This window comes from Bradyrhizobium sp. P5_C12 (assembly GCF_054049735.1).
This window is the reverse complement of sequence record NZ_JBFULU010000009.1, coordinates 153,112-177,660: the sequence shown is the minus strand read 5'-3', so window position 1 is coordinate 177,660 and position 24,549 is coordinate 153,112. Positions and strand designations below refer to the sequence as shown.

The window sequence follows — 24,549 nt, the reverse complement described above, 5'->3', positions numbered from 1 at the left end:
CCCGGGGGCGTGGGGGTGCGGCCTCGGGCTGTTGCGAGTTGCGGTCGATCATCTCAGCTATGTCGTGATGGAGACGACGGATGGCCCTGATCTGGCGAAAATCGCAAACGAATGTCGGGCTATGCCGATCTGCCAAAACACTGACCCGCGTGCCGGCAATCACGGCCGCGCGCACTTTCTCGACCAATTCCGGCTTAGGTGTATGAGTCGGGTTGCTAGACCGGAAGCTAACGCACGCCAAGCACTGCCGATGCCACCGACCGTCCGCCTGCAGGTAGCTCTTGCCATGGATGGCGTATGAATGCCCGTGTGCGCAGAACTCTCGACCGCCACGATGGCCTTTCTTCCTATCGGCCAGTTTGCGATTGCGCTCGACCAGCGCCAGCGCCCATGTGCCCCAGTTTCGATACCCGACGCAGTGCTTTTCAAATTTGTTTGCAGATACGATGGCCTTTGTGCCTCTGACGTAGCCCGTCAGCCATCGTTTGCTCATCCCCTTTTCGAGGGCTGACATACACGCGGTGGCCTGCGCAGGCCTCATATATTCTTCCTGATGTGGGATAGCGGCACGCGCGTTAATCTTGTCGAGGCATTCGCCTACCGCGGCACAGTCGGCCGGATGAGGACAATTTATACAGGTTTCAATAGCGGCGCAGTCGCGAATGCTGAAATTCCGCGCTTTTAATTCTGGGAATGTCGGGATGTCCTCTTCTGTAACGTTCGTCGGCCGCACTGGAAGATTGGGGTTAGAGCGTCCCTTCCTCTTGTCTGCAAGCTTGCGGTTGCACGCAGCAAGGCCCAGCGCCTTTGCGCCCCACTCCGGATACAGCTTGCAGTGTTTATCGAATGCCTTCTTGGAGCAAATCGTGTTTCCGCCACCACCGACGATTGTACGTAACGTCTCGCCAGCCTCCAGGCGCGCCATGAAGGACGCGGCCTCGGTCGCGTTCATCGTGAACACTGCCCCCGCGATCAGCTTGGAAAGGCACGACTCGCAGACCCGCGGGGCCCTCTTGCCGGTTCGGAAGCGTGACAGCGGCAAGACTTGCTCACATCGACGACACTGTTTCATCACGACCATCTCCATTTGTTGGATAGGAAGCGCGGAATGCGCGTCGGGGAGCCGAATCCTGAATCGCGGCGAGGCAGCGACAGGAAGAGCCATCGGATTTCACATTGAGAGAGTAGGCGCCGAGTGAGTCGCAGGGCTAACTCACCGGCGGCCGGCGCCGCGCGTTAAGCGTCAACCGACTTGGGTGACTGAACGATACTAAATACGGGAGCGGCTTTTGGGGCTTCATCTGGTTCGGCCAGGAAGCCCGTCACTAGCTGAGTTGCCAGCCGCAAGACGGTCAAGGCATCCTCAGTCCCTTCCGGAAGTTGGCTTGCCAACATCACGGCATGGCGGCGATGCCAGTTTTCCGGTTTCATGCCATCGCCCCTTGCTGCCAGTCCTGCGTTCCAACCTGCTCGTGCAGCCCGTCATGGTCGCCGATGCCGCTCTCCGAGTGGTCCAACTCGTAGTCGTTGACTGACACCACATGCCAGGCAGCCCGTTGATCGGTATGGCCTTCCAGCGCGCCTAGGGAAGGCTCGTCATCGTCTCCCGGCTCGGCGCCGTCGTGCTCGTCCTCGACATCGAGCCGCAGGCCTTCGCAAAGGCGCTCTTGGTTGCCGCTGCGGTCTCTCTCGCCTCCATAGACGGAGGGGTGCCGTTCTAAAAAGCCAAGCGATGGTTCCAAGTCAGGATCTAGGTCGCTCGCGTCGAGAAACGCTAGGAGCCGATCGATCTCAGCGCGGGCTTGACTGCGAAGGTCGCGGAGGACGACTAGAGTCGCCTCCCGCTCTCTATTCTGCTGGCGCAGATTTGCGACGCGGGGGTTTTTGCCCATCACGCTTGCTCCGTCATCATCGCCGGAAGAATTTCGCACAGCGCGGCCAACAGGAACTGTTGCCAGGAGCCGCACTTGTCGTCGTCTCCCCCGCAAAGGTCAGACGGCCAGCCCTGCCCGTCGGTATCAGCAGCCACAGCATAGGAGAGCAGCGCGAGCACTCCCGCTGGGGTGGTTGGAAAGCTGTTGAGAATCTCGCAAGCCGCTGCCGTCTCAGCATCGAAGGCCAGCGACATCGCAGCTTCGCTCGCCTCAAGTCGCTCATCGTTGGCACGCGCATCCCGGAGCCTGACGCCAGAGCCCACAATTTCACGCTCCAAGATGCAATGGGCGTCCGCTGCGGCTGCCACGCACTCCCGCGCCAGCTTATGCCTCTCGATGGCTTGAAAGACCGGATCAGTCTCGCGTAATGGCGCGATGCCCGCTGCATTCGCTAGTGTGGTACTGCCAGCCGCTGCAACGGCAGCCGTTGCCAGAAACGAGCGCCTGCTCGGTGTGGAGTCTTTCGTATGGGCGTGCGTCATCGCCGCGCCCGAAGATACCGCGTTGCTCATGTCGTCTCTCAAAATGCTGGAGGGATTAGGTAGTTGCTGCATCGGCCGAGCGGTATGGTTCCGCCCTCGCTCAGCCGGTTGCGCTGTGTGCTGGTCGGTTACTTCACCTCCTTTCGGGCTTGCCAGCCAAAGAGCTGGGGCCAAAGGGGGTCGAAGTGTTCGCAGAGCGCTTCAAATGCGGCGCGTGCGGCGCTTTCGACCAGTTCGATTTGAAGGCGCGGCCAAACGGCCGTTGCCTGAACCTGGGCCGTCCAATGGCTCGAGCTGAACCCTTCGCGGACGGCCTCGATGGTTTCGTGAGAGTACCCCTCGCATTGGCCGACCGTGCCAAACCCGAGAGCGAGCAAACCGATTTCGCGCTGCTGCTCGGGTGAGAGCCGGTCCCACGCCTTGCCGGCGTCGAAGCTGGCGAGCTCGTGAAATGTCGGCAGGCGATCCGAAAGGGGAATTTCCACCTCGGGCTCCGCGACTTCACCGGAGGAGTGCCACCGCGTCGGACGCCGATGATTGTCCGCGCGTTCCAGATGGCCGCGCGCTTGCGCTCACCCTTCTGCAAGAGAACGTCAACCATGCCACGGGGGGTCTTCGTGCCGACGCTGACGCTAAGCACGACTTCCCCGGAGCCGGTCAAGTCACCGCGCAAAAGGTGGCGCGCGGGGACCTTGACGAGGGTGCTTTGGTTGGATGGTGCGAGCATGTGCGCGCTCCCTTATGCCCAACGCTGAGCAGGCAGCTCAAAGGCCGGCGCCATGCCAGTGCGCACAACACGAGCCTCAGCGAAGCCGCTGCGCATCTGGAGCGCGAGGTAATAGCTGTAGGGGCGGTTAACGTGATGGGCGCGACCGCGGCACGACAGTTCGTCGGCATAGTCAGCCTTCGCGAGGGCGTGGGCCTCGGTCATGAGCTTGGAGCGGAGCGCGTTGGCCGATGAGCGCGGCTTGGTGTTGACGGACGCCTCACGGCGGACAATGGCTGAGTTGCGGTTGAATTGCCCGGTCTGCTGATTGGTGAGGAAAGGTGCGGGCATAGCTCCGCCGTTCACCGGGAAGGTGGTTTTGCTCATTGGGGTTGCTCTCGCCAGATCTATTTGATAGAAATTCTATTAACACGTCTTAGCGGCGCGATCAATAGAAATTCTATCAATGGAGTTGAAATGTTTTCAGTCCGTCAGATGAAGGCCGCCCGAGCATTGCTTGCTTGGTCGCAGGGCGACCTCGCCGAGGCGTCAGGCGTGTCAGAGCCAACCATCGCTAGACTTGAGTCTGAGGATGGCGAACAGGTGGGCGGGCGTGCGGAGACAAGCGCGAAGCTGAAGGCCGCTCTAGAGAAGGCCGGCGTCGAGTTCATCCCCGAGAACGGCGGAGGTGCTGGCGTGAGGATGAAGAAAAGAAAACGCTGACGCCCGTGTTGGCTAGGATCGTTCACACTCTCGGCAGAAACCACCACTGTTGTAGAGCTTCCATGCGCTCTCGGCGGATTTGCACAATCAGGGCACTAGCTACATGCTGGACGGCGGCTGCGGTTTCCGCAGAGACGGTCCGATTGTGAACCCCAAATTCCCCGCCGGTCATTGCGCGCGAAAAATTTGCTTCAGCTTGCACAAGCCGGTCGTTTGCAAGCCCTTTCACGAGCCCGGCCAGAGACACGCGAATTGAAGCGATCCTCACAAGCCCTGAACTGATCCGCGCTTGTAACACGGGGATCTTCGGATCGGCCTGGGGCGTAATCCAGTACTCGCTCCCAAGATCGGCAAGTTTTGCGATATCGCTGCAAAGGTCATCGATCCGCTTATCGGCTTGATCCGTGCTTGCCTTCCAGCGGCTGACCCAAACGCCGCTCAGTCCCGCTGAGAGGGCGGCTGTCAGAAGTATCTTGCCGATTTCGAGCAGATAGTCGGTTTCCGGCACGGGCGCGCCACGGCATATAGGTTTGTATGTCTAAAGAGACTTGATCGCGTCGTTGAAATACTTCGCCGCGTCTTGGCGGAAGCTCTCGTAAATTGGGCTGTTCGCTCTAATCTCTAAAGTGTCGGCGAGCGTCTTGGCATCCAGTGCATGCTTTCTCACGATGCCACCGAACACCTCCTCCAAGAAGGAAGAAGAATAGCTGTAAGCGTCGTCTAACAGCACGACAACTTTGTCGTGATTTTGCGCAGCCTTCTGCAAGGCAGGCAGAAGAACCTGGTCACGAAACCGCTCAGCATTGAAGGGGCCGTCCGCAGACGTGCGACCCGCCGGTGAAGGCGAAAAGTCATTTGCAATAGATAAGATCATTTCGCTCATGGCTGCTGCGGGCGGTTGGAGATTAAAGCTTCAAGCTCAAGGTAGGTTCCTAGCAACGGCCCTTCGTGGGTTTTTACAACTTTGGAGCCGTCTGCGCCATAGATGCATTCGCCGCAGCGACTGACGACACGAAGCCTACCTTCGGGACAAAGCTTGATGATGTCTAGGATTTTGGGAAGACCCTTCCCTCTATATGGGAGCCCGGTTGACGAAGCTGTGAGCTGCATTGCCATATCGATTGCCTGGCCGTCGTGGCTCGCATCAGAGGGGTCAAAGCTTAACGAAAACAGACTGAGGAACCGCTGAGTTAAGAGGCCCACTTCCCATTTTAACGGCAACGCTTGAGGAATGGTTATTCCTTGATCATAAATGGCAAGGGTAACCCTGCCTTCGTGATCCGCGGCACCCACGAACCACCAAAGCGGCACCGTATTGCGAAAATCCGTGTACTTGGGCGGATAAGCATGGCTCCGCACGTTTTCAACCGCATCGGTCACGGCGCTGGCAAGCTGTACGCGTAGGCCTGCATCGCCTTGGACTTTGCCGAATAACGAAAGGATCGCCTCGTTGACGGGCGACAGGTCGGCATCGCTGCCACTAACCATAGGCTCGATTAGCAAACCGTTGGAATTGGCGGCAACACCGATATCCAGGCCGAGCAGGTCGAAGAAGCCAAGCCCGGCCAGTGTGGCTCGCACATCCGGATTCCATTGATCGATGTCAATTGTAGCTGGAACTAGGCCGCTGACCCGGCTCAACCGATCGTAGCCGGCAGCGAGCATGAGCGCCGCCCCGGCTGATATGGTGTTGATAGTGCTGAAGTCCGTGGCGTTTTTGACCCAGCCGATCCTTCCATTTCTCCTGCCGGTAGGCCGAAGCAGACKGCCAGTTGCCCGTTGGGAAGCACGGAGTTGAAGGTCACGAATTACATCGATCGTTTCGCTGTAATTCCGATCAAGACACATAACCGGAGGGAGATGTTTCTCGCTGAGAACGCGGACGAAACGGGTGCCGGAAGACGTCGTCAAGCGGGCGACTTTGGGCACCAACCGACGTGGTCGAAGAGCGACGCGGCATCGATAGATCAGCCAGCGATGATGTCGGGGGCTTAGTTTCCTCATGCACAGGCGACTTCGCTGATCCCAGAAGCTTTTGCGTCCCCAGCGCGTCCCCGGCTCAAGGCCTGCAAATGAAGAAGTCGAGAAACACCTAGAAAACTGGCGCGCCCGGAACGATTCGAACGTCCGACCCTCAGATTCGTAGTCTGATGCTCTATCCAGCTGAGCTACGGGCGCGTTTTTCGCAAACAGCGATTGCGGGCGTGGCCCGCAGGCAGCCCCCGGCGACGCCGGAGGGGGTGCGAAAGAGCGCTCTGACTAACCGCTCTTGCCGCAATTGGCAAGGTCCGGGAGGGGGAGATTTTGCAGGGAGATGACGGTTTTCGTTGTCATTCCGGGGCGATGCGGAGCATCGAACCCGGAATCTCGCGCCAAACCTCCGGATTCCGGGTTCGGCGCGCTGCGCCGCCCCGGAATGACGGCGATGAGGCCTACGCCCTTGCCCGCTCGTTGCGGATCGAGAGCAGTTCCACGGGGCGGTCGGGGATGACGATGCGGAAGGTGGCGCCGATGGTGCCTTCGACCAGATGGATGTCGCCGCCATGGGCGCGGACGAGCTCGGCGGCAATCGCAAGGCCGAGGCCGCTGCCGCCGGGGCGGCCGGAGGTCTGGAACGCCTCGAACAGGTGCTCCCGGGTCTTCGGGGGGACGCCGGGGCCGGTGTCGGACACCTCCAGGATGGCGACGGCACCCTCGCGCTTGCCCGTGATCCGGATCTGCTGCACGCCACCGTCGCCGCCCGACGAATGGCTTTCCAGCGCCTGGGCGGCGTTGCGGACAAGGTTGAGCAGCACGCGGAAGAGCTGGTCGGGATCGGCATCGACCGCGAGCCCACGCTCGATCGCGGCGACCCAGGCGATCGAGGCGTCGCTGGCGAGGCCTGCGGTCTCGCGCACCTCCAGCACCACCGGCTCGATCAGGAGCATGCGGCGGTCGGGCGCGGCCTCCTGGGCGCGACCGTAGGACAGCGTCGACTGGCAGAACGCGATGGCGCGCTCGAGCGAGCGCACCAGCTTTGGCGCGAATCGCTGCACCCGCGGATCGGGCACGCTGGCGAGCTGGTCCGACAACAGCTGCGCCGAGGCGAGCAGGTTGCGCAGATCGTGGTTGATCTTGGAGACGGCGAGGCCGAGGGCGGCAAGCCGGCTCTTCTGATTCAGCATCGACATCAGATCGCGCTGCATGTCCGACAATTCGCGCTCGGCGACCCCGATCTCGTCGCTGCGCTGGCTCGGCACGATGATCCGCGCCGAGCTCTCCGGATTTTCGTGGAAGCCGACCAGGCTCGCGGTCAGCCGCCGCATCGGCCGCACGAAGAGATAATGAAGCGCGAGGTAGACCAGGCCCGCGGTCAGCGCCGCGATGATCAGCGCCACCACCACGACGTTGCGGGAGAAGCGATACATCGACTGCCGCAGCGGCAATTCATCTGTCACGATCTCGATGAACTGGGCGCTGCCGACGCCGGGGCCGACGATCCGGATGGCCTGGTTGCCGGTCTCCAGCATCATCCGGAACGAGCCGGTGATCGCCTCCCAGGCCGTCATGTCGCGCAGGTCGATGTCGTGCTCGATGGCGGTCGGCAGATTGTCGCTGGCGAGCAGGCGGCGCTGCTGGCCCATCTTGATGGCGACCGCGCGGGCATTGATGCTTTTCAGGATCTGGCGCGACAGCGAATCGGGAACCATGCCGAGCGGCGCCGCATCGAGCACCAGCGCCGCCGTGTTGGCCGCCGCCACGCGATCGTTGAGCCGGTTGACCCAGAAGTTGGCGATCGCAGGCACGTAGAGCAGGACGGCCGCAATCATCACCAGGGGAACGGTCAGCAGCAGCAGCTTGCCGGACAGGCCGAGCCGACGCGGCCCGCGCGGCCGCGTCACCGGCTGGTCCGGTTGGTCCGGCTGATCCAGAGCTCGCTCCAGATCCTGGGTCCGCTGGAGGTCTGTCGCTACCACGAAGTTCGCCCCTGCTGGCCTTGGCTGACGAAGGATGCGACCCGCACCTAGGGCCGGTCAAATTACGGATCGCTAATCTCCCAAGGTGGGATGTAAGCGTGGATACGGCGAGTCGCTACCTCAGGGGTAAAAAACCCCGCCGAAACAGCGATATTCACTGATATTCCCTTGGCCTGCGCGGTCCTGCGGCGTTGACGAGAAGGGGACGCTCGCATATAAGCCGCGCGAATTGTCCGCGATGACCCGGCGTAATGCCGGGAGCGGCTCTCTTAGGGCCGGAAAAGGGCCCATTTTGGGCCGCATCTTCCGGACTTTACCTTCAATTCTACAGGCAAATTGCCCGGTCAGCGGAGAAAAACCCGTGAAGCGGACTTATCAACCCAGCAAACTGGTGCGCAAGCGCCGTCACGGCTTCCGTGCCCGTCTGGCCACTGCCGGCGGCCGCAAGGTTCTCGCCGCCCGCCGCGCCCGCGGCCGCAAGCGTCTGAGCGCCTGAGCCTGGCCCTTTTGGGATTTCATCATGGATCGGCTGAGGCAGCGGGCGGATTTCCTCGCCGTTGCCAATGGCGCGCGGGTGAATAGTCCCGCGTTCGTCCTGCAAAGCCGCGGCCGTGACGACAGCGGTCCGATCCGGATCGGCTTCACCGTTACCAAAAAGAACGGCAACGCCCCCGAGCGCAATCGTATCCGGCGCCGGCTTCGCGAATTGGTGAAGCGGCTCGACCCGGTATCGATGCAGCCCCATCATGACTATGTACTGGTCGGCCGAAGGGACGCGCTCACGCGCGACTTCGCGATCATGCTCGACGACCTCCGCACGGCGTTCACGAAACGCACGCGGCAGGCGCCAAAGGGACGCGGCGCAAGAACCGACCGCTCTGGGTCAGGCCCCGCTCCCGCTGCCAGCCGCAACCCGGATTGATGACGAGACATTAGAGATGACCGACAATCGCAACACCATCCTCGCCGTCATTCTGTCGGGCCTGGTCCTGATCGCCTGGCAGTATTTCTACAACGTGCCGCAGATGGAGAAGCAGCGCGCCCAGCAGCAGCAGGCCGAGCTTCAGAAGACCACGCCGCAGCCGACGGCCTCCGCGACGCCGGGCMGCGCGCCGCAGGCCGGCGGTGCGGCTCAGCCGTCAGCCGCTCCGGCCGCGAATCAGCAAGCCCAGCCGGTCGTTGCCCGCGACACCGCGATTGCAGCCAGCCCGCGCGTGAAGATCGACACGCCGCGGATTGCCGGCAGCATCTCGCTGAAGGGCGGCCGCATCGACGACATTGCGCTGGTGCAGTATCGCGAAACGGTCGATCCGAAGTCGCCGCCGATCATCCTCTATTCGCCCTCGGGCACCGCGGAGCCCTATTACGCCGAGTTCGGCTGGGTGCGGGCGACGGGCGTGACGGCCAAGCTGCCGGACTCCCAGACCCTCTGGCAGCAGGACGGCAGCGGCAGCCTGACGCCGTCGACGCCGGCGGTGCTGAAATGGGACAATGGCGAAGGCCTCACCTTCCGCCGCACCATCTCGGTCGACGACCACTATCTCTTCACCGTCAAGGACGAGGTGACCAATGTCGGCAACGCGCCGGTCACGCTCTATCCCTTCGCGCTGATCTCGCGCCACGGCACGCCGCAGGTCTCGGGCTACTATATCCTGCATGAAGGCCTGATCGGCTATCTCGGCGACCAGGGCCTGCAGGAATACGCCTACAAGAAGATCGACGAAACCAAGCAGGTGAACTTCAAGGTCACCAATGGCTGGCTCGGCATCACCGACAAGTACTGGGCCTCGGCGCTGCTGCCCGACACCGACGCCCAGCTCCAGGCGCGCTTCTCGTCGAATCCCACCGGCAACGTCCATACCTACCAGACCGACTATCTGCTCGATCCCGTCACCGTCGCCATCGGCGGCACCGCGACGGCAAACGCGCGGCTGTTCGCCGGCGCCAAGGAAGCCGGCGTCGTCGGCGTGTTCCCGTTCGCGGGCCTCGGCGGCTACAACAAGGAGCTCGGGCTGAACCATTTCGATCTCCTGATCGACTGGGGCTGGTTCTACTTCATCACCAAGCCGATGTTCCTGGGCCTGGACTTCTTCTATCGCTTCTTCGGCAATTTCGGCATCTCGATCCTGCTCGTGACCGTGATCGTGAAGCTCTTGTTCTTCCCTCTGGCGAACAAGTCCTACGCCTCGATGGCGAAGATGAAGTCGATCCAGCCGCAGCTTCAGGCGCTGAAGGAGCGCTTTCCCGACGACAAGGTGAAGCAGCAGCAGGAGATGATGGAGATCTACCGCAAGGAGAAGATCAATCCGGTCGCCGGCTGTCTTCCCGTGGTGATCCAGATCCCGGTGTTCTTCTCGCTCTACAAAGTGCTGTTCGTCACCATCGAGATGCGGCACGCGCCCTTCTACGGCTGGATCAAGGACCTCTCGGCGCCCGACCCGACCAATCTGTTCAACCTGTTCGGGCTGATCCCGTTCGATCCGACCACGATCCCCGTGTTCGGCCATTATCTCGCGCTCGGCATCTGGCCGATCATCATGGGCATCACGATGTGGTTCCAGATGAAGCTGAATCCGACGCCGCCGGATCCGACCCAGCAGCTGATCTTCAACTGGATGCCGCTGATCTTCACCTTCATGCTGGCGGGCTTCCCGGCGGGTCTCGTGATCTACTGGGCCTGGAACAACACGCTCTCGGTGCTCCAGCAGAGCTTCATCATGCGCCGCAACGGCGTGAAGGTGGAGCTGTTCGACAATCTCAAGGCAACGTTCGCGAAGAAGGCGACGTAGGCGCAATACCTCAACCTCGTCATTCCGGGATGGTGCGAAGCACCAGACCCGGAATCTCGAGATTCCGGGTTCGATGCTTCGCATCGCCCCGGAATGACGGTGAAACAAAGAGCTTCGCATGACCAACGACAAAGATGCGAAGCTGATCGAGACCGGGCGAAAGCTGTTCACCCGCGACTGGCAGTTCATCTGGGCCTCGCCCTCGATCGAAACGCTGCCGCCGATGGCGGGGCTCGAGATCGCCTTTGCCGGCCGCTCCAATGTCGGCAAGTCGAGCCTGATCAACGCGCTGACCGGCCGCAACGCGCTCGCCCGCACCTCGCATACGCCGGGCCGCACCCAGGAGCTGATCTTCTTCGAGGTCCCGGGCAAGACGGACCTGCGGCTGGTCGATATGCCCGGCTATGGCTATGCCAAGGCGCCGAAGAGCCAGGTCGCGTCCTGGACCGAGCTGATCCACAAATTCCTGCTCGGCCGCGCCTCGCTCGCGCGCGTCTACGTGCTGATCGACGCCCGGCACGGGCTGAAGGACGTCGACCTCGAAATCCTGAAGACGCTCGACCGCTCCGCCGTCAGCTACCAGATCGTGCTGACCAAGGCCGACCAGGTGAAGGCGTCGGAGCTTCAATCGCGCATCGTCGAGACCGGCGCTGCGCTCGCCAAGCATCCCGCCGCGTTTCCCGATGTGCTGACGACCTCCTCGCGCTCCGGGGCCGGCATGGCCGAGCTGCGCGCCGCGATAGCGAAGCTGCTGGAGGAACGGAGTTCGTGATGGCCGCGCGCCGCCTGTTGATTGGGCTTGCCGGTTTGATGGGCGCCGCCGGCGTCGCCCTGGCAGCCGCTGCCGCGCACGGCGCCGATGCCGGCCGGCTTGCCTCCGCCAGCGCCATGCTGCTGTTTCATGCAACTGCCATACTCGCGGCCACAGCCCTGATCGAACGCGGCCTTCTGCACGGCGGAATTGGCCTCATCGCCGCGTTCGGCTTCGTGATCGCGGCGGCGCTGTTCGCGGGCGACCTGACGCTGCGGCAGTACGCGGGCCATTCGCTGTTTCCGTACGCGGCGCCAACGGGCGGAACGCTGCTGATCTTGAGCTGGCTGGCGGTGAGTGTGGCGGCGATGGTGCCTAAGCGCTGACCCGTAGCCCGGATGGAGCGCAGCGCAATCCGGGACCGGCGTCTGTGGCACAAATCCCCGGATTACGCTGCGCTCCATCCGGGCTACGCAGCGGCATGCCAGTCACGCTTTGCGCCTCGCCCGCCAATCGGATAGAACGCGGCCCGACAGTCCCGCCAGCGAGATCCGCCTCATGACCGACATCTCACCGCTCGACCAGGCCCGCATCCTGTCCGAAGCGCTGCCGCACATGCAGCAGTATGACGAAGAAACCATCGTCATCAAATATGGCGGCCACGCCATGGGCGACGAGGAGACCGCGAAGAACTTTGCCCGCGACATCGTGCTGCTGGAGCAGACCGCGATCAACCCGGTGGTGGTGCATGGCGGCGGGCCGCAGATCGCGACCATGCTCAAGCGTCTCGGCATCGTCTCGGAATTCGCCGCCGGCCTGCGCATCACCGATGCGGCGACCATCGAGATCGTCGAGATGGTGCTGGCCGGCTCGGTCAACAAGCAGATCGTCGGCTACATCAACGAAGCCGGCGGCAAGGCCGTGGGGCTGTCGGGCAAGGACGCCAATATGGTGAAGGCGTCGAAGACGACGCGCACCATCATCGATCCGGACTCGCACATCGAGAAGGCGGTCGATCTCGGTTTCGTCGGCGATCCCGAGAAGGTCGACCTCACGCTGCTCAACCAGCTCATCGGCTACGAGCTGATCCCGGTGCTGGCGCCGCTCGCGACCTCCAAGGAAGGCCAGACGCTGAACGTCAACGCCGACACCTTTGCGGGTGCGGTTGCCGGCGCGCTGAAGGCCAAGCGCCTGTTGCTGCTCACCGACGTGCCGGGCGTGCTCGACAAGTCGAAGAAGCTGATCCCGCAGCTTTCGGTGAAGGACGCGCGAAAACTGATCGCTGACGGCACCATTTCCGGCGGCATGATTCCGAAGGTCGAGACCTGCATCTACGCGCTCGAACAGGGCGTCGAGGGCGTCGTCATCATCGACGGCAAGATGCAGCACGCGGTGCTGCTCGAGCTCTTCACCAACACGGGCACGGGGACGCTGATCCACAAGTGATGGGCGAGCGCGAGCAGCGGAAAGAAGTCGTCATGCCCGGGCTTGACCCGGGCATCCACGCCGCTCGCATAGCTCAGTCATTCCGGAGCGCCCGAAGGGCGAATCCGGAATCTCGAGATTCCGGGTCTGGTCCTTCGGACCATCCCGGAATGACGGGGCGGAGGCGCCCCCGCCGCTCCTCCCTCACCCGTTTCCTCATGACACTGCCGGCCGCGGCCGTGTCGTTCCTGTTCTCCTCCGCGCCGGCCGTCGCCGACCTCAAGATCTGCAACCGCATGTCCTATGTCGTCGAAGCCGCGATCGGCATCGACGACAAGGCGGCGACCGCGACGCGCGGCTGGTTCAGGATCGACCCCGCCACCTGCCGCGTGGTGGTGCAGGGCACGCTCTCCGCCGACCGCATCCTGCTTAACGCCCGCGCGCTCGGCGTCTATGGCGCGTCCCCGATCCCGCAGAACGGCAGCGACATGCTGTGCATCGCGCAGGACAATTTCGTCATTGCGGCGGCACGGCAATGCCGCAGCGGCCAGACCCAGGCCGCCTTCACCCAGATCACCCCGACGCAGGGCGACGACGGCAATTTCACCGCCTATCTCGCCGAGGATTCTGAATATGACGACGAGCAGGCGCGGCTCGCCGGCATCCAGCGGCTGCTGCTGATCGCGGGCTACGATGCCGCGCCGATCGACGGCGTCGACGGGCCGAAGACGCAAGCTGCCCTTGCCGCCTTCCTGAAGAGCCGCGGGCTGCCGGCGGACATCGTGGCCTCGCCGAACTTCTTCAAGACCATGGTCGACGCGGTGCAGACGCCGTCGGCGAGCGGCCTGACCTGGTGCAACGACACGCCGCACAAGGTGATGGCGGCGGTCGCCACCGACGACGGCAAGTCGGTGACGAGCCGCGGCTGGTATCGGATCGATCCCGGCAAATGCCTGCACCCCGACGTGACCGGCCAGCCGAAGCAGATCTTCAGCTTCGCGGAGGCGATCGACGCCGACAACCGCGCCATCAAGCTCAAGGACAGGCCGCTGAACTGGGGCGGCGACCGGCAGCTCTGCACCCGCGAGACCAAGTTCGAGACCAACGAGCAGACCGATTGCGGAGCACGCGGATTTGCGGCGACGGGTTTTGCCGTGGTGGATATGTCGAGCGGCGGCAAGACGCTGCGGTTTGCTGTGCCGTGATGTGATGATGGCCAAAAATACCGGTGTCGTCCCGGCGAAGGCCGGGACCCATAACCACAAGAGCAAGTTGTCGCGCGAAGCTGCCAACTCCGAGTCTTCGCAAAACCACTCCCGGGGAGTATGGGTCCCGGCCTTCGCCGGGACGACGGTGGAGAGTGGGCGGCGGTTGCGTACAGCAGATAGAGCATAGAAATGAACCCAGCCCGCACCTTCACCCACATCGAGACCTGGGTGTTCGACCTCGACAACACGCTCTATCCGCATCACGTCAATCTGTGGCAGCAGGTCGATGCGCGGATCGGGGAGTTCGTGTGCAACTGGCTGAACGTGAGCCCGGAGGAAGCGCGCAAGCTCCAGAAGGATTACTATTTGCGCTTCGGCACCACCATGCGCGGGATGATGACCCTGCATGGCGTCTCCGCCGACGACTATCTCGCCTATGTGCACAAGATCGATCATTCGCCGCTGGAGCCGAACCCGGCGCTCGGCCAGGCAATCGCAAAACTGCCGGGGCGCAAGCTGATCCTGACCAACGGCTCGGTCGACCATGTCGATGCGGTGCTGGCGCGGCTCGACCTCGCCGCGCATTTCGACGGCGTGTTCGACATCATCGCCGCGGGGTTCGAACCCAAGCCAGCGCCGCAGACCTACCGGAAATTTCTCGACGACCATGCCGTCGATCCGACCCGGGCCGCGATGTTCGAGGACCTCGCCCGCAACCTCACCGTCCCGCACGAGCTCGGCATGACCACGGTGCTGGTGGTGCCGGACGGCACCAAGGAAGTGGTGCGCGAGGACTGGGAACTGGCCGGCCGGGATGCCCCTTATGTCGACCACGTCACGGATGATCTGGCGGGGTTTTTGGCGGGGTTGAGCCACCCTAAGTAAGCCGTCATACCCCGCGAAAGCGGGGTATCCAGTCATCGCCGGCATCTCGATTCATCACGACCGCCGCGGCGTACTGGATCACCCGCTTTCGCGGGTGATGACAGCGAACCAAGGCTCGTAGCCGGGATGGAGCGAAGCGTAATCCGGGGCCCGCTCGCCGCGGAGAGACTTTCCCGGATCGCGCTGCGCTCCATCCGGGCTACGGGCTGCGCTTGTCCGGGACGACGGCGGAGTATGCCTTGACTCCGTCCCCCCAAATCCCGAAAAAGCCCCCCAATCCGTCACAAATCCTGCCCTCCCGAGAGGAAATCCCGATGTCCCTCCAAGCCCTCGAATCCACCGTCAACAGCGCCTTCGACGCGCGCGACGGCATCTCGACCTCGACCAGGGGCGAGGTGCGCGAGGCCGTGGATCAGGCGCTGGAGATTCTGGACAAGGGCGAGGCGCGCGTCGCCGAGCGCGGCGCCGACGGCAAGTGGAAGGTCAATCAATGGCTGAAGAAGGCCGTGCTGCTGTCGTTCCGCCTCAACGACATGGGCGCCATCCCCGGCGGCCCCGGCAAGGCGACCTGGTGGGACAAGGTGCCCTCGAAGTTCGACGGCTGGGGCGAGAACCGCTTTCGCGATGCCGGTTTCCGCGCCGTTCCCGGCTCCATCGTGCGCCGCTCCGCCTTCATCGCCCGCAACGTCGTGCTGATGCCGTCCTTCGTCAATCTCGGCGCCTATGTCGATGAGAGCACCATGATCGACACCTGGTCGACGGTCGGCTCCTGCGCGCAGATCGGCAAGCGCGTGCACATCTCCGGCGGCGTCGGCATCGGCGGCGTGCTCGAGCCGCTCCAGGCCGAGCCCGTGATCATCGAGGACGATTGCTTCATCGGCGCGCGCTCCGAGGTCGCCGAGGGCGTGATCGTGCGCAAGGGCGCGGTGCTGGCGATGGGCGTGTTCCTGGGCGCCTCGACCAAGATCGTCGACCGCGACACCGGCGAGATCTTCATCGGCGAAGTGCCGGAATATTCGGTGGTGGTCCCCGGCGCACTGCCCGGCAAGCCGATGAAGAACGGCCAGATGGGCCCGAGCACGGCCTGCGCCGTCATCGTCAAGCGCGTCGACGAGCGCACGCGGTCGAAGACCAGCATCAACGAGCTGCTGCGGGATTAAGTTCGGCTACGCTGCCTATCCATCGTCGTCCCGGCGAAGGCCGGGACCCATACTCCCAGGGAGTGGTTTGGCGAAGACTCCGAGTTAGCAGCTTCACAACCAACGGCGTTTTGTGGTTATGGGTCCCGGCCTTCGCCGGGACGACACGGCGGGGCAATCGAACCCACCCTCCCTCCATCGCGACCAATTCCCGGGCGGCTCCTCGCGCCCGGAGCCCTTTCGCATGGACTGGATCTGGTACCTCTTCAGCTTCAAGGGCCGCCTCAACCGCGCCAGATACCTCGTCGTGGAGCTGGCGCTCCTCGTGCTCTGGGTCGTGGCCTGGCACAAATCCTCGTTTCTGGTCTCGGCACCGGAGGCTTTGGGCTGGGTCGTCGCAATCGCGATGATCTGGATCAACACCGCCACGACGGCCAAACGGCTTCACGATCGCAACAGAAGCGGCTGGTGGGCGGTTGCCGTCTTCGCCGTCAATCGCCTCTCCTACCTGTATTACGGGCTCTTTTTCGGGCTCTCGTTCGGCGTCGATATCTCGATCGCCAGGGAAATGCTGCTCGTGATGTTTGCGGTTACCCTGTCCCTTCTGCAGACCTGGATCGTCATCGAGTTGTTCTTCCTGATAGGGACCGATGGGCCCAACCGGTTCGGGCCAGATCCGACGCGCACCGCTCCCGCTGCTGCCGTCGCTTTGCGCCCAGAGCCGCATGGTGTTCCGGATTTTCTCGTGCGCCGTTCTGGCCCTCTCCCGCGCAGCTGAATATCTGGCTGGCGCGCCGCTGCGGGATTAAGTTCTCCCCTCCCTCACCGTCACCCTGAGGTGGCCGCCTCTTCGGCGGCCCTCGAAGGGCGACGGCCCGGCTGTCGGCTGCATCTCGGCCGTCCATCCTTCGAGGCTCCCGGCGCGATGCTTTGCATCGCGCCACTCGCACCTCCAGCGACAGCGGCTTCGCCGCTGCGCGGGGATGACGGGTCTGGTGTCGTTATCGAACCCACGCTCCCTCCGTCGCGACCAATTCTTGGGCGGGCGCTCCCGCCCGGAGCCTTTTGGCATGGACTGGACCTGGTACCTCTTCCGCTTCGACGGCCGCATCAACCGCGCGCTGCTGTGGCAGGCGCTGCTGATCGTCGCGCTGCTGGTGGGCTTGCTGGAGATCGTCGGTCAGGTCATCGGGATCCTCGGAGGGACCAGATCCACCTTGAAGCTCGCCATCGACCTCGATTTCGACTTCGGTCTCGACGACCTGTTCAAGCTGGTCGATCCCCGAGCCTCCCGCTCGCTGGCATCCGCCGATCGCGCGACCTCGATCCTCAAGGCGTCCGGCATTGCGCTGTTCTTCTGGATTTATCTCGCGACTACGATCAAGCGACTGCACGATCGCGACAGGAGCGGCTGGTGGATCGTTCCGTTCTTCTTCGTACCCGGCTTGTTCAGTCAGTTCGCGGACCTGTTGCCCAAGACAAACTGGATGCTTCCGTTCAGCCTGGCGGTTTCGATCCTGTGGCTGTGGGGCCTCGTCGAGATGTTCTGCCGACCCGGCACCTCGGGCCACAACCAGTTCGGCCCCGACCCTCTCGCCGACATCGAGGACGGCTCCGCGTCCGCCGCGTCCCCTGCGCAAGGCTGGGACCAGAACCGCGAGATCGAATTTGTGCCGCCCAGTGCTAGCCCACCCGGCGGCATGCATGTTAAGCGGGGCGCATGACCGATGCTCTCTCGATTGCCCGCGATCTCATCCGCTGCCCCTCGGTAACCCCGGCCGATGCCGGCGCACTCGGGGTGCTTGAAACAGCTTTGAACGCAGCAGGCTTCACCTGCCATCGCGTGACGTTCAGCGAGCCCGGCACCGCCGACGTCGACAATCTCTATGCGCGGATCGGCAGCGAAGGCCCGCATATCACCTTCGCCGGCCATACCGACGTGGTGCCGCCGGGCGACGAGAGCGCCTGGAGCGTCGGCGCGTTCTCCGGCGAGGTGAAGGACGGTTTTCTGCACGGCCGCGGCGCGGTCGACATGAAGGGCGGCATCGCCTGCTCGGTCGCCGCGGTGCTGGAGCATCTCTCCGCCAATGGCGGCAAGCCGCGCGCCGACGGCACGGGTTCGATCTCGTTCCTGATCACCGGCGACGAGGAAGACGTCTCCATCAACGGCACGATCAAGCTCTTGAAATGGGCCGCCGAGCGCGGCGAAAAATTCGATCATTGCGTGCTCGGCGAGCCTTCCAATGTCGAGACGCTCGGCGACACCATCAAGGTCGGCCGCCGCGGCTCGCAATCCGGCACGCTTTATGTCGATGGCGTGCAGGGCCATGTCGCCTATCCGCACCGCGCGTCCAATCCGGTGCCAGACATCTCGCGGCTGATCGTGGCGATCTCCGACGAGCCGCTCGACCATGGCAGCGCGGCGTTCCAGGCCTCCAATCTCGAATTCACCTCGGTCGACGTCGGCAACAGCGCCAACAACGTGATCCCGGGCCAGGCCCGCGCCAAGTTCAACATCCGCTACAACGACAACCATACACAAGCGAGCCTGCGCGAGCTGGTCGAGGCGCGGCTGACAAAGGCCTGCGGCAACCGCATCCGCGCCCGCATCGTCTGGGAGCCCTCGAACTCCAACGTGTTCGTGACAAAACCCGGCCCGTTCACCGATCTCGCGGTCTCCGCGATCGAGGAAGTGACGGGGCGCAAGCCGGAGCTGTCGACCTCGGGCGGCACCTCGGATGCGCGCTTCATTTCCAGCTATTGCCCGGTGATCGAGTTCGGGCTGGTTGGCCAGACCATGCACCAGATCGACGAACGCGTGCCGGTGGTGGACCTGGAGAAGCTGACGAAGGTTTATCGCGGGATACTGGCGCGGTATTTTGGGTAGGGCGCTGGCGCCTTACACTCCGTCGCCGCCTCCCACTCCGCTGTCATCGCCCGGCTTGACCGGGCGAATCCGCCCAGTATTCCAGAGGCCGCAGTGATTGAGCCGAGACGCCACGGCGTACTGGATGCCCCGCCGTCGCGGGGCATGACACCAACAGTGGGGCGAGAGCTCCCGCCTCCCTAATAATCCACCTTCACCAGGTACAGCCCCTCCGGCGGGGCGACGATGCCGCAGGCGGCGCGGTTGCGGGCTGCGAGTGCGGCGGACAGATCATCCGCGGTCCAGCGGCCTTCGCCGACCCACATCAGCGATCCCACCATCGAGCGCACCTGGCTGTGCAGGAACGAGCGCGCGGAGGTGAGGATCGTCACCTCTCTTCCGTCCCGCAAGACGTCGAGCTGGTCGAGCGTCTTCTCCGGCGATTTGGCCTGGCACTCGGTGTCGCGAAAGGTCGTGAAATCATGCTTGCCGAGCAGGCGCTGTGCCGCCGCGTGCATCGCATCGGCATCGAGCTTGCGCGGCACGCGCCAGGCGTGGCCGATGTCGAGGGCGAGATTGGCGCGGGTGTTGACGATGCGGTAGCGATAGTGGCGCTTGACGGCGGAGAAGCGCGCCTCGAAGTCATCAGGCACGATCTCGGCCTCGAGCACCGCGATCGGATGCGGGCGCAGATGCGCGTTCAGCCCGTCGCGAAAGCGGCCCGGTGGAAACTGCTTTTCGATGTCGACATGGGCGACCTGGCCGCGCGCGTGCACGCCGGCGTCGGTGCGGCCGGCGCCATGCACGCGCAGATCCGCGCCGGTCATCGCCTTCACCGCCGCCTCCAACGCGCCCTGCACCGACGGCAGCGTCTCCTGCACCTGCCAGCCGAAGAACGGCGCGCCGTCATATTCGATGGTGAGCTTGTAGCGGGGCATCGTTTCCAATTCTGCCGTCATCGCCCGGCTTGACCGGGCGATCCAGTACGCCGCGGCCCATCCGTTCAACCGAGAAGCCTCGGCGTACTGGATACCCCGCCTTCGCGAGGTATGACAGTGTCAGGTGAATCTGGCGCCCGCCCTCAGCGGCACGCCGCGCAGGAAGTCCGTGGCCTGCATCCGCGCCTTGCCTTCGCGCTGGAGCTCGAGGATGCGGATGGCGCCCTCGCCGCAGGCAACGGTGAGGTGATCGTCGAGCACCTCGCCCGGTGCACCGGAGCCCTTCGCCAGCTCGCAGCGCAGGATTTTCACGCGCGCATTCTCAAGCTCGGCCCAGGCGCCGGGAAACGGCGACAGGCCGTGGATATGACGCAACACGTCGCGCGCCGGCCTGGTCCAGTCGATGCGTGCTTCGGCCTTGTCGATCTTGGCGGCATAGGTGACGCCGTCCTCGCTCTGCTTCTTGAGCTGAAGCCCGCCGCGGGCGAGCGCCGCCATGGCGCGCACCATCAGATCGGCGCCGAGCCGGGACAGGCGGTCGTGCAGGTCGATCGCGGTCATATTGTCGGAAATCGCGATGCGCTCGGCCATGGCGACGTCGCCGGTATCGAGCCCGACATCCATCTTCATCACCATGACGCCGCTCTCGGCGTCGCCGGCCATGATGGCCCGGTTGATCGGTGCCGCGCCGCGCCAGCGCGGCAGCAGCGAGGCGTGCAGATTGTAGCAGCCGAGTTTCGGCGTATCGAGGATCGCCTGCGGCAGGATCATGCCATAGGCGACGACGACGGCGGCATCCGCGTCAAACGCGCGAAACGCGTCGAGCGCCTCCTCGGTCTTCAGGGTCTTCGGCGTCAGCACGGGAATACCGAGCTTTCGCGCCGCCTCCTCGACCGGCGTCGGCTGCAATTGCAGCCCGCGCCGCCCGCCCGGCTTCGGCGCGCGGGTGTAGACGGCCACGATCTCGTGGCCGTGCGCGACCAGCTCGAGCAGCGTCGGCACGGAGAAATCGGGCGTGCCCATGAAGATCAGGCGGAGGGGCATGGGAAAAAACCTGCGAGGAAAGAAATCCAGTTACGGTCATTCCGGGGCGGCTCGAAGAGCCGAACCCGGAATCTCGAGATTCTCAGGTGCGCAATTGCGCACCTTAGTTCGATGCTGCGCATCGCCCCGGAATGACGGAGAACCTTACTCCCCGCGCTTGGCGGCTTTCTCGAACTTCTTCAGCACGCGGTCGCGCTTGAGTTTTGACAGATAGTCGACGAACAGCACGCCGTTGAGGTGGTCGATCTCGTGCTGGATGCAGGTGGCGTAGATGCCTTCGGCGTCCTCCTCGTGCACCTTGCCGTCGAGATCGGTGAAGCGCACGCGCACCTTCGCGGGCCGCTCGACCTCCTCGTAATATTCGGGGATCGACAGGCAGCCTTCTTCATAGACCGACAGCTCCTCGGACGAAGCAAGGATCTCGGGATTGATGAAGACGCGCGGCTCCGGCTTGGTCTCGCCGTTCTCGTCGCGCTTGGCGAGGTCCATGGTGATGAGCCGCAGCGGCTGCGCGACCTGGATCGCCGCGAGCCCGATGCCGGGCGCGTCGTACATGGTCTCGAACATGTCGTCGGCCAGCTTGCGGATCTCCGGCGTGACCTTCTCGATCGGCTTGGAGACCAGACGCAGCTGCTTGTCGGGCAGGATGATGATTTCTCTGAGGGCCATGGCGGCGATTTAAGCCGCATGCCGGATGCGGTCAATGCGGCGAGGAACTCCGTTAACGGTCCGCTAACCATAAAACTTAGGGCTTCGTTAACCATAAAAATTAGGGGGCGATTAACCATAAATGTTCGCTATTCGTTCGCGGAGAGGACCGAATCGGCTAAAAGGCGGCCATGAACGAGATCATTTTCACGGCTGGCGATTGGCCGGTGCGCGCCATCGATGCGCTGATCGGCTTCGGCGGCCTTGTCCTCATCCTGCTGCTGGTGATCGCCGTGGTGATCGCGCGGTCGTCGCGGCGCGGCGCGGAACTCGCGATGGCCAATGCCATCCGCGCCGACGAGCTCGAGGAGCGCGTGAGCCAGATGCTGCACGCGCAGAGTGAGGCCTCGGGCCGGGTCGACGCCATGACCCAGGCGCTGGCCGGCCGCCAGGCCGACATGGCCCGCGCGGTCAACGAGCGGCTGGATTCGGTGACCCACCGCGTCGGCCAGTCCATGGAGAGCACCACCCGCAACACCATGGAGAGCCTGCGCGCGCTGCACGAGCGGCTCGGCATCATCGACAACGCGCACAAGAACCTCACCGACCTCACCACCCAGGTGACGACCTTGCGCGACGTGCTCGCCAACAAGCAGTCGCGCGGCGCCTTCGGCCAGGCGCGGATGGAGGCGATCGTCCAGGATGGACTTCCAAAAGGCGCCTACGAGTTCCAGTTCACGCTCTCGACGGGCAAACGGCCGGACTGCGTGGTGTTCCTGCCGGACCAGCGGCCGCTCTGCATCGACGCGAAGTTTCCGCTGGAAGCGATGACGGCGCTGCATGACGCGCGCACCGACGAGGAGCGGCGCATCGCCACGCAGCGGCTGCGCGGCGACGTGATGAAGCATGTCAGCGACATCGCGGAAAAATATCTCGTCGCCGGCGAGACCCAGGAGATGGCACTGATGTTCGTGCCGTCGGAATCGGTCTATGCCGAGATCCACGACGGTTTCGACGACATCATCCAGAAGGCCTATCGCGCCCGAATCGTGCTGGTGTCGCCCTCGCTTTTGATGCTGGCGATCCAGGTGATGCAGCAGATCATGAAGGACGCGCGCATGCGCGACGCCGCCGACCAGATCCGCACCGAGGTGATCAAGCTCGGCGACGATCTCGGCCGTCTTAGGGATCGCGTGCTGAAATTGCAGAAGCATTTTGCCGACGCCAACGAGGACGTCAGGCAGATCCTGATCTCCGCCGACAAGATCGAGAAGCGTGCGGGGAGGATCGAGGAGCTCGATTTCAGCAAGAGCGATGCGCCCGAAGGCCCGCATCTGGTGGCGACGGGGGCCGCGGAGCTGTTCCCAAGGAAGCTCCAGGCGGGGGAGTGAGTTTTTTTCACCTCTCCCCGCTTGCGGGGAGAGGTCGGATTGCCCCCGGCGATGCGAAGCATCGTCCGGCGCAATCCGGGTGAGGGGGTACAGGTCTCAAGGCCATCTCATCTGTGGAGAGAGGCCCCTCACCCCACCCTCTCCCCGTAAGAACGGGGAGAGGGAGAAGAGGCAGCACCGCCAGAATCTGCTAACACCTGCCCATGACCGCACCCGACGCGACCTCCCCCGCCGGCACCGATGCCCCTGCTGCCTCCTGGCGCGACAGCTTGGCCGTGTACCTGCAACCGCGGGTGCTGATCGTGCTGTTCCTCGGCTTCTCCTCCGGGCTGCCGCTGGCGCTGTCGGGCTCGACGCTGCTGGTGTGGATGCGCGAGGCCGGCGTCGATCTCGGAACCATCGGGCTGTTCGCGCTGGTCGGCACGCCCTACACGCTGAAATTCCTGTGGGCGCCGCTGGTGGATGCGCTGCATGTGCCGCTGTTCACGCGCACGTTCGGGCGCCGGCGCGGCTGGTTGCTGTTCTCGCAGATGCTGCTGATCATCGCGATCCTGCTGCTGGCGCTGACCGATCCCGCGCGCTCGCCGTTCTACGTCGCGCTCGGTGCGCTGCTGGTGGCGACGACGTCCTCGACGCAGGACATCGTTGTCGACGCCTTCCGCGTCGAGAGCCTGCCGGAGAGCGAGCAGGCCGCAGGCATGGCGTCCTATGTCGCGGCCTACCGCATCGGCATGCTGGTCTCGACCGCCGGCGCGCTGTTCATCGTCTCCGGCTTCGAGGGCACCGGCATTCCGCGCACGTCAGCCTGGATGTGGGGCTATGTGGTGATGGCGGCGATGGTGCTGATCGGGACCATCACGGCGCTGGCCGCGACCGAGCCCGAGCAATCGGCGCGGGCCGAGGCGGCGACCCAGACCGAGACGGCGTTCGCGCGGGTGCTGCACGCGGCGATCGGCGCCTTCTCGGAATTCCTGTCGCGCAAGGACGCGCTCGCAGCCCTCGCCTTCGTCGTGCTGTTCAAGTTCACCGATGCCTTCTCCGGCACCATGACGGCGCCGTTCGTGATCGACCTCGGCTTTACCCGCAACGATTATGCGGCGATCGTGAAGGGCGTCGGCCTCGCCGCCACGCTGATCGGCGGCTTTGCCGGCGGCTTCGTCGCGCGGCGCTATTCGCTGGCGACGAGCCTGTGGATCGGCGGCGTGGTGCAGGCGCTCGCCAACCTCTCCTTCTCCTGGCTGGCGTTCGTCGGCACCAGCCAATGGGCGCTCGCCTTCGCCATCACCTGCGAGAATTTCACCAGCGCCATCGGCACCGTGATCTTCGTCGCCTATCTCTCCGCGCTGTGCCAGAACCCGCTGCACACGGCGACGCAATACGCGCTGCTTACCGCGCTCGCGGCCGTGGGGCGCACCTATCTCTCGTCGGTGGCCGGTTATGTCGCCAAGGCCACCGGCTGGCCGCTGTTCTTCGTGATCTGCGTGCTGGTGGCGATCCCGAGCCTGGTGCTGCTCAGCTGGCTGCAGAAGCGCGGGCATTTCGAGGCGCTGGGGCCGGTGCGGGTGTGACGCTCTCGTAGGGTGGGTTAGCGCAGCGTAACCCACCATTTCTGTCACCGCGGAGATAAACAGTGGTGGGTTCGCCTTCGGCTAACCCACCCTACG

The 24,549-nt window shown here is 64.0% G+C and carries 27 protein-coding genes and 1 tRNA gene; 15 read left to right on the top strand and 13 right to left on the bottom strand.

The genetic code is table 11. The features are described from left to right. The 5 genes from ACXJMY_RS11635 to ACXJMY_RS11615 all read right to left on the bottom strand — a co-directional run. Positions 1-952 (bottom strand): hypothetical protein (locus ACXJMY_RS11635; protein WP_456619464.1); only part of this gene is annotated, 952 nt, incomplete at its 3' end. Between the two features lie 475 nt (positions 953-1,427). Next, positions 1,428-1,892: a hypothetical protein gene (locus ACXJMY_RS11630; RefSeq protein WP_456619463.1), complete on the bottom strand. Its 465-nt coding sequence runs from the start codon at positions 1,890-1,892 to the stop codon at positions 1,428-1,430. Next, a complete protein-coding gene (locus ACXJMY_RS11625; protein WP_456619462.1) occupies positions 1,892-2,446 on the bottom strand; it encodes a hypothetical protein in 555 nt (184 codons plus the stop codon). The genes ACXJMY_RS11630 and ACXJMY_RS11625 overlap by 1 nt, the downstream gene beginning before the upstream one ends. A gap of 98 nt (positions 2,447-2,544) precedes the next feature. Further along, entirely contained in the window at positions 2,545-2,901 is a 357-nt protein-coding gene (locus tag ACXJMY_RS11620) for a hypothetical protein (protein WP_456619461.1), read from the bottom strand. A 254-nt stretch (positions 2,902-3,155) separates the two neighbouring features. Next, positions 3,156-3,509: a hypothetical protein gene (locus ACXJMY_RS11615; protein WP_456619460.1), complete on the bottom strand. Its 354-nt coding sequence runs from the start codon at positions 3,507-3,509 to the stop codon at positions 3,156-3,158. Between the two features lie 90 nt (positions 3,510-3,599). On the opposite strand from ACXJMY_RS11615, the gene ACXJMY_RS11610 reads away from it, so the two are divergent. Continuing rightward, the gene (locus tag ACXJMY_RS11610) at positions 3,600-3,845 is read left to right on the top strand and encodes a helix-turn-helix domain-containing protein (protein ID WP_456619459.1); all 246 of its coding nucleotides are present in this window, start codon (positions 3,600-3,602) and stop codon (positions 3,843-3,845) included. Between the two features lie 22 nt (positions 3,846-3,867). Here the strand turns inward: ACXJMY_RS11610 and ACXJMY_RS11605 are convergent, their stop codons facing one another. From ACXJMY_RS11605 to ACXJMY_RS11585, 5 genes are all read right to left on the bottom strand, one after another. Continuing rightward, entirely contained in the window at positions 3,868-4,353 is a 486-nt protein-coding gene (locus ACXJMY_RS11605) for a hypothetical protein (protein WP_456619458.1), read from the bottom strand. Positions 4,354-4,383: 30 nt separating this feature from the next. Next, the gene (locus tag ACXJMY_RS11600; protein ID WP_456619457.1) at positions 4,384-4,728 is read right to left on the bottom strand and encodes an STAS-like domain-containing protein; all 345 of its coding nucleotides are present in this window, start codon (positions 4,726-4,728) and stop codon (positions 4,384-4,386) included. Further along, a complete protein-coding gene (locus ACXJMY_RS11595; protein ID WP_456619456.1) occupies positions 4,725-5,510 on the bottom strand; it encodes a hypothetical protein in 786 nt (261 codons plus the stop codon). The genes ACXJMY_RS11600 and ACXJMY_RS11595 overlap by 4 nt, the downstream gene beginning before the upstream one ends. A 436-nt stretch (positions 5,511-5,946) precedes the next feature. Further along, positions 5,947-6,023, bottom strand: a tRNA-Arg gene (locus ACXJMY_RS11590). Positions 6,024-6,277: 254 nt separating this feature from the next. Then, positions 6,278-7,801 (bottom strand): ATP-binding protein, encoded by a 1,524-nt coding sequence (locus ACXJMY_RS11585; protein ID WP_456619455.1) that lies wholly within the window; start codon positions 7,799-7,801, stop codon positions 6,278-6,280. 361 nt (positions 7,802-8,162) lie between these two features. Here ACXJMY_RS11585 and rpmH point away from each other — a divergent pair, with 361 nt between their 5' ends. The 12 genes from rpmH (at position 8,163) to dapE (ending at position 18,885) form a co-directional block, all read left to right on the top strand. Further along, entirely contained in the window at positions 8,163-8,297 is a 135-nt protein-coding gene (gene rpmH, locus ACXJMY_RS11580) for a 50S ribosomal protein L34 (RefSeq protein WP_008542748.1), read from the top strand. Positions 8,298-8,321: 24 nt separating this feature from the next. Then, positions 8,322-8,723, top strand: a complete 402-nt coding sequence (rnpA, locus tag ACXJMY_RS11575) for a ribonuclease P protein component (protein WP_456619454.1) — start codon at positions 8,322-8,324, stop codon at positions 8,721-8,723. A 16-nt stretch (positions 8,724-8,739) separates the two neighbouring features. Next, positions 8,740-10,590: a membrane protein insertase YidC gene (gene yidC / locus ACXJMY_RS11570; RefSeq protein WP_456619453.1), complete on the top strand. Its 1,851-nt coding sequence runs from the start codon at positions 8,740-8,742 to the stop codon at positions 10,588-10,590. A gap of 118 nt (positions 10,591-10,708) precedes the next feature. Next, on the top strand, positions 10,709-11,362 hold the full coding sequence (gene yihA, locus ACXJMY_RS11565) for a ribosome biogenesis GTP-binding protein YihA/YsxC (protein WP_456619452.1): 654 nt from the start codon (positions 10,709-10,711) through the stop codon (positions 11,360-11,362). Next, the gene (locus ACXJMY_RS11560) at positions 11,362-11,727 is read left to right on the top strand and encodes a DUF423 domain-containing protein (protein ID WP_456619451.1); all 366 of its coding nucleotides are present in this window, start codon (positions 11,362-11,364) and stop codon (positions 11,725-11,727) included. Before yihA ends, ACXJMY_RS11560 begins: the two co-directional genes overlap by 1 nt. 172 nt (positions 11,728-11,899) lie before the next feature. After that, positions 11,900-12,787, top strand: a complete 888-nt coding sequence (gene argB, locus ACXJMY_RS11555) for an acetylglutamate kinase (protein ID WP_015689065.1) — start codon at positions 11,900-11,902, stop codon at positions 12,785-12,787. Positions 12,788-12,984: 197 nt separating this feature from the next. Next, positions 12,985-13,971 carry a DUF1036 domain-containing protein gene (locus tag ACXJMY_RS11550; RefSeq protein WP_456619450.1) on the top strand — a complete coding sequence of 329 codons (987 nt, stop codon included), beginning with the start codon at positions 12,985-12,987 and terminating at the stop codon, positions 13,969-13,971. Between the two features lie 192 nt (positions 13,972-14,163). After that, positions 14,164-14,859, top strand: coding sequence for a pyrimidine 5'-nucleotidase (locus ACXJMY_RS11545; RefSeq protein WP_456619449.1), 696 nt, complete (start codon positions 14,164-14,166; stop codon positions 14,857-14,859). 314 nt (positions 14,860-15,173) lie between these two features. Next, entirely contained in the window at positions 15,174-16,019 is an 846-nt protein-coding gene (gene dapD / locus ACXJMY_RS11540; protein ID WP_456619448.1) for a 2,3,4,5-tetrahydropyridine-2,6-dicarboxylate N-succinyltransferase, read from the top strand. 223 nt (positions 16,020-16,242) lie between these two features. Continuing rightward, the gene (locus tag ACXJMY_RS11535; protein WP_456619447.1) at positions 16,243-16,776 is read left to right on the top strand and encodes a DUF805 domain-containing protein; all 534 of its coding nucleotides are present in this window, start codon (positions 16,243-16,245) and stop codon (positions 16,774-16,776) included. A gap of 292 nt (positions 16,777-17,068) precedes the next feature. Beyond that, complete coding sequence (locus ACXJMY_RS11530) at positions 17,069-17,722, top strand: DUF805 domain-containing protein (RefSeq protein ID WP_456619446.1); 654 nt, start codon at positions 17,069-17,071, stop codon at positions 17,720-17,722. Beyond that, positions 17,719-18,885 carry a succinyl-diaminopimelate desuccinylase gene (gene dapE, locus ACXJMY_RS11525; RefSeq protein ID WP_456619445.1) on the top strand — a complete coding sequence of 389 codons (1,167 nt, stop codon included), beginning with the start codon at positions 17,719-17,721 and terminating at the stop codon, positions 18,883-18,885. The genes ACXJMY_RS11530 and dapE overlap by 4 nt, the downstream gene beginning before the upstream one ends. A 179-nt stretch (positions 18,886-19,064) precedes the next feature. Here dapE and truA read toward each other — a convergent pair whose 3' ends face one another. The 3 genes from truA to def all read right to left on the bottom strand — a co-directional run bounded on the left by truA (position 19,065) and on the right by def (position 21,515). After that, complete coding sequence (gene truA, locus ACXJMY_RS11520; RefSeq protein WP_456619444.1) at positions 19,065-19,802, bottom strand: tRNA pseudouridine(38-40) synthase TruA; 738 nt, start codon at positions 19,800-19,802, stop codon at positions 19,065-19,067. 120 nt (positions 19,803-19,922) lie between these two features. Continuing rightward, positions 19,923-20,846, bottom strand: coding sequence for a methionyl-tRNA formyltransferase (gene fmt / locus ACXJMY_RS11515; RefSeq protein ID WP_456619443.1), 924 nt, complete (start codon positions 20,844-20,846; stop codon positions 19,923-19,925). A gap of 144 nt (positions 20,847-20,990) precedes the next feature. Then, positions 20,991-21,515 carry a peptide deformylase gene (gene def / locus ACXJMY_RS11510; protein ID WP_456619442.1) on the bottom strand — a complete coding sequence of 175 codons (525 nt, stop codon included), beginning with the start codon at positions 21,513-21,515 and terminating at the stop codon, positions 20,991-20,993. Positions 21,516-21,685: 170 nt separating this feature from the next. Between def and ACXJMY_RS11505 the strand changes: the two genes are divergently transcribed. Together ACXJMY_RS11505 and ACXJMY_RS11500 are read left to right on the top strand one after the other, a co-directional pair. Beyond that, positions 21,686-22,885 carry a DNA recombination protein RmuC gene (locus ACXJMY_RS11505; RefSeq protein ID WP_456619441.1) on the top strand — a complete coding sequence of 400 codons (1,200 nt, stop codon included), beginning with the start codon at positions 21,686-21,688 and terminating at the stop codon, positions 22,883-22,885. Positions 22,886-23,088: 203 nt separating this feature from the next. Beyond that, positions 23,089-24,453 (top strand): AmpG family muropeptide MFS transporter, encoded by a 1,365-nt coding sequence (locus ACXJMY_RS11500; protein WP_456619440.1) that lies wholly within the window; start codon positions 23,089-23,091, stop codon positions 24,451-24,453. Positions 24,454-24,549 lie beyond the last annotated feature (96 nt).

Coding starts and splice junctions, on each gene's coding strand:
- ACXJMY_RS11630 (WP_456619463.1), bottom strand. CDS start 1,892: ATGGGCAAAAACCCCCGCGTCGCAAATCTGCGCCAGCAGAATAGAGAG.
- ACXJMY_RS11625 (WP_456619462.1), bottom strand. CDS start 2,446: ATGAGCAACGCGGTATCTTCGGGCGCGGCGATGACGCACGCCCATACG.
- ACXJMY_RS11615 (WP_456619460.1), bottom strand. CDS start 3,509: ATGAGCAAAACCACCTTCCCGGTGAACGGCGGAGCTATGCCCGCACCT.
- ACXJMY_RS11610 (WP_456619459.1), top strand. CDS start 3,600: ATGTTTTCAGTCCGTCAGATGAAGGCCGCCCGAGCATTGCTTGCTTGG.
- ACXJMY_RS11600 (WP_456619457.1), bottom strand. CDS start 4,728: ATGAGCGAAATGATCTTATCTATTGCAAATGACTTTTCGCCTTCACCG.
- ACXJMY_RS11595 (WP_456619456.1), bottom strand. CDS start 5,510: ATGCTCGCTGCCGGCTACGATCGGTTGAGCCGGGTCAGCGGCCTAGTT.
- rnpA (WP_456619454.1), top strand. CDS start 8,322: ATGGATCGGCTGAGGCAGCGGGCGGATTTCCTCGCCGTTGCCAATGGC.
- yihA (WP_456619452.1), top strand. CDS start 10,709: ATGACCAACGACAAAGATGCGAAGCTGATCGAGACCGGGCGAAAGCTG.
- ACXJMY_RS11560 (WP_456619451.1), top strand. CDS start 11,362: ATGGCCGCGCGCCGCCTGTTGATTGGGCTTGCCGGTTTGATGGGCGCC.
- argB (WP_015689065.1), top strand. CDS start 11,900: ATGACCGACATCTCACCGCTCGACCAGGCCCGCATCCTGTCCGAAGCG.
- ACXJMY_RS11550 (WP_456619450.1), top strand. CDS start 12,985: ATGACACTGCCGGCCGCGGCCGTGTCGTTCCTGTTCTCCTCCGCGCCG.
- ACXJMY_RS11545 (WP_456619449.1), top strand. CDS start 14,164: ATGAACCCAGCCCGCACCTTCACCCACATCGAGACCTGGGTGTTCGAC.
- dapD (WP_456619448.1), top strand. CDS start 15,174: ATGTCCCTCCAAGCCCTCGAATCCACCGTCAACAGCGCCTTCGACGCG.
- ACXJMY_RS11535 (WP_456619447.1), top strand. CDS start 16,243: ATGGACTGGATCTGGTACCTCTTCAGCTTCAAGGGCCGCCTCAACCGC.
- ACXJMY_RS11530 (WP_456619446.1), top strand. CDS start 17,069: ATGGACTGGACCTGGTACCTCTTCCGCTTCGACGGCCGCATCAACCGC.
- dapE (WP_456619445.1), top strand. CDS start 17,719: ATGACCGATGCTCTCTCGATTGCCCGCGATCTCATCCGCTGCCCCTCG.
- truA (WP_456619444.1), bottom strand. CDS start 19,802: ATGCCCCGCTACAAGCTCACCATCGAATATGACGGCGCGCCGTTCTTC.
- fmt (WP_456619443.1), bottom strand. CDS start 20,846: ATGCCCCTCCGCCTGATCTTCATGGGCACGCCCGATTTCTCCGTGCCG.
- def (WP_456619442.1), bottom strand. CDS start 21,515: ATGGCCCTCAGAGAAATCATCATCCTGCCCGACAAGCAGCTGCGTCTG.
- ACXJMY_RS11505 (WP_456619441.1), top strand. CDS start 21,686: ATGAACGAGATCATTTTCACGGCTGGCGATTGGCCGGTGCGCGCCATC.
- ACXJMY_RS11500 (WP_456619440.1), top strand. CDS start 23,089: ATGACCGCACCCGACGCGACCTCCCCCGCCGGCACCGATGCCCCTGCT.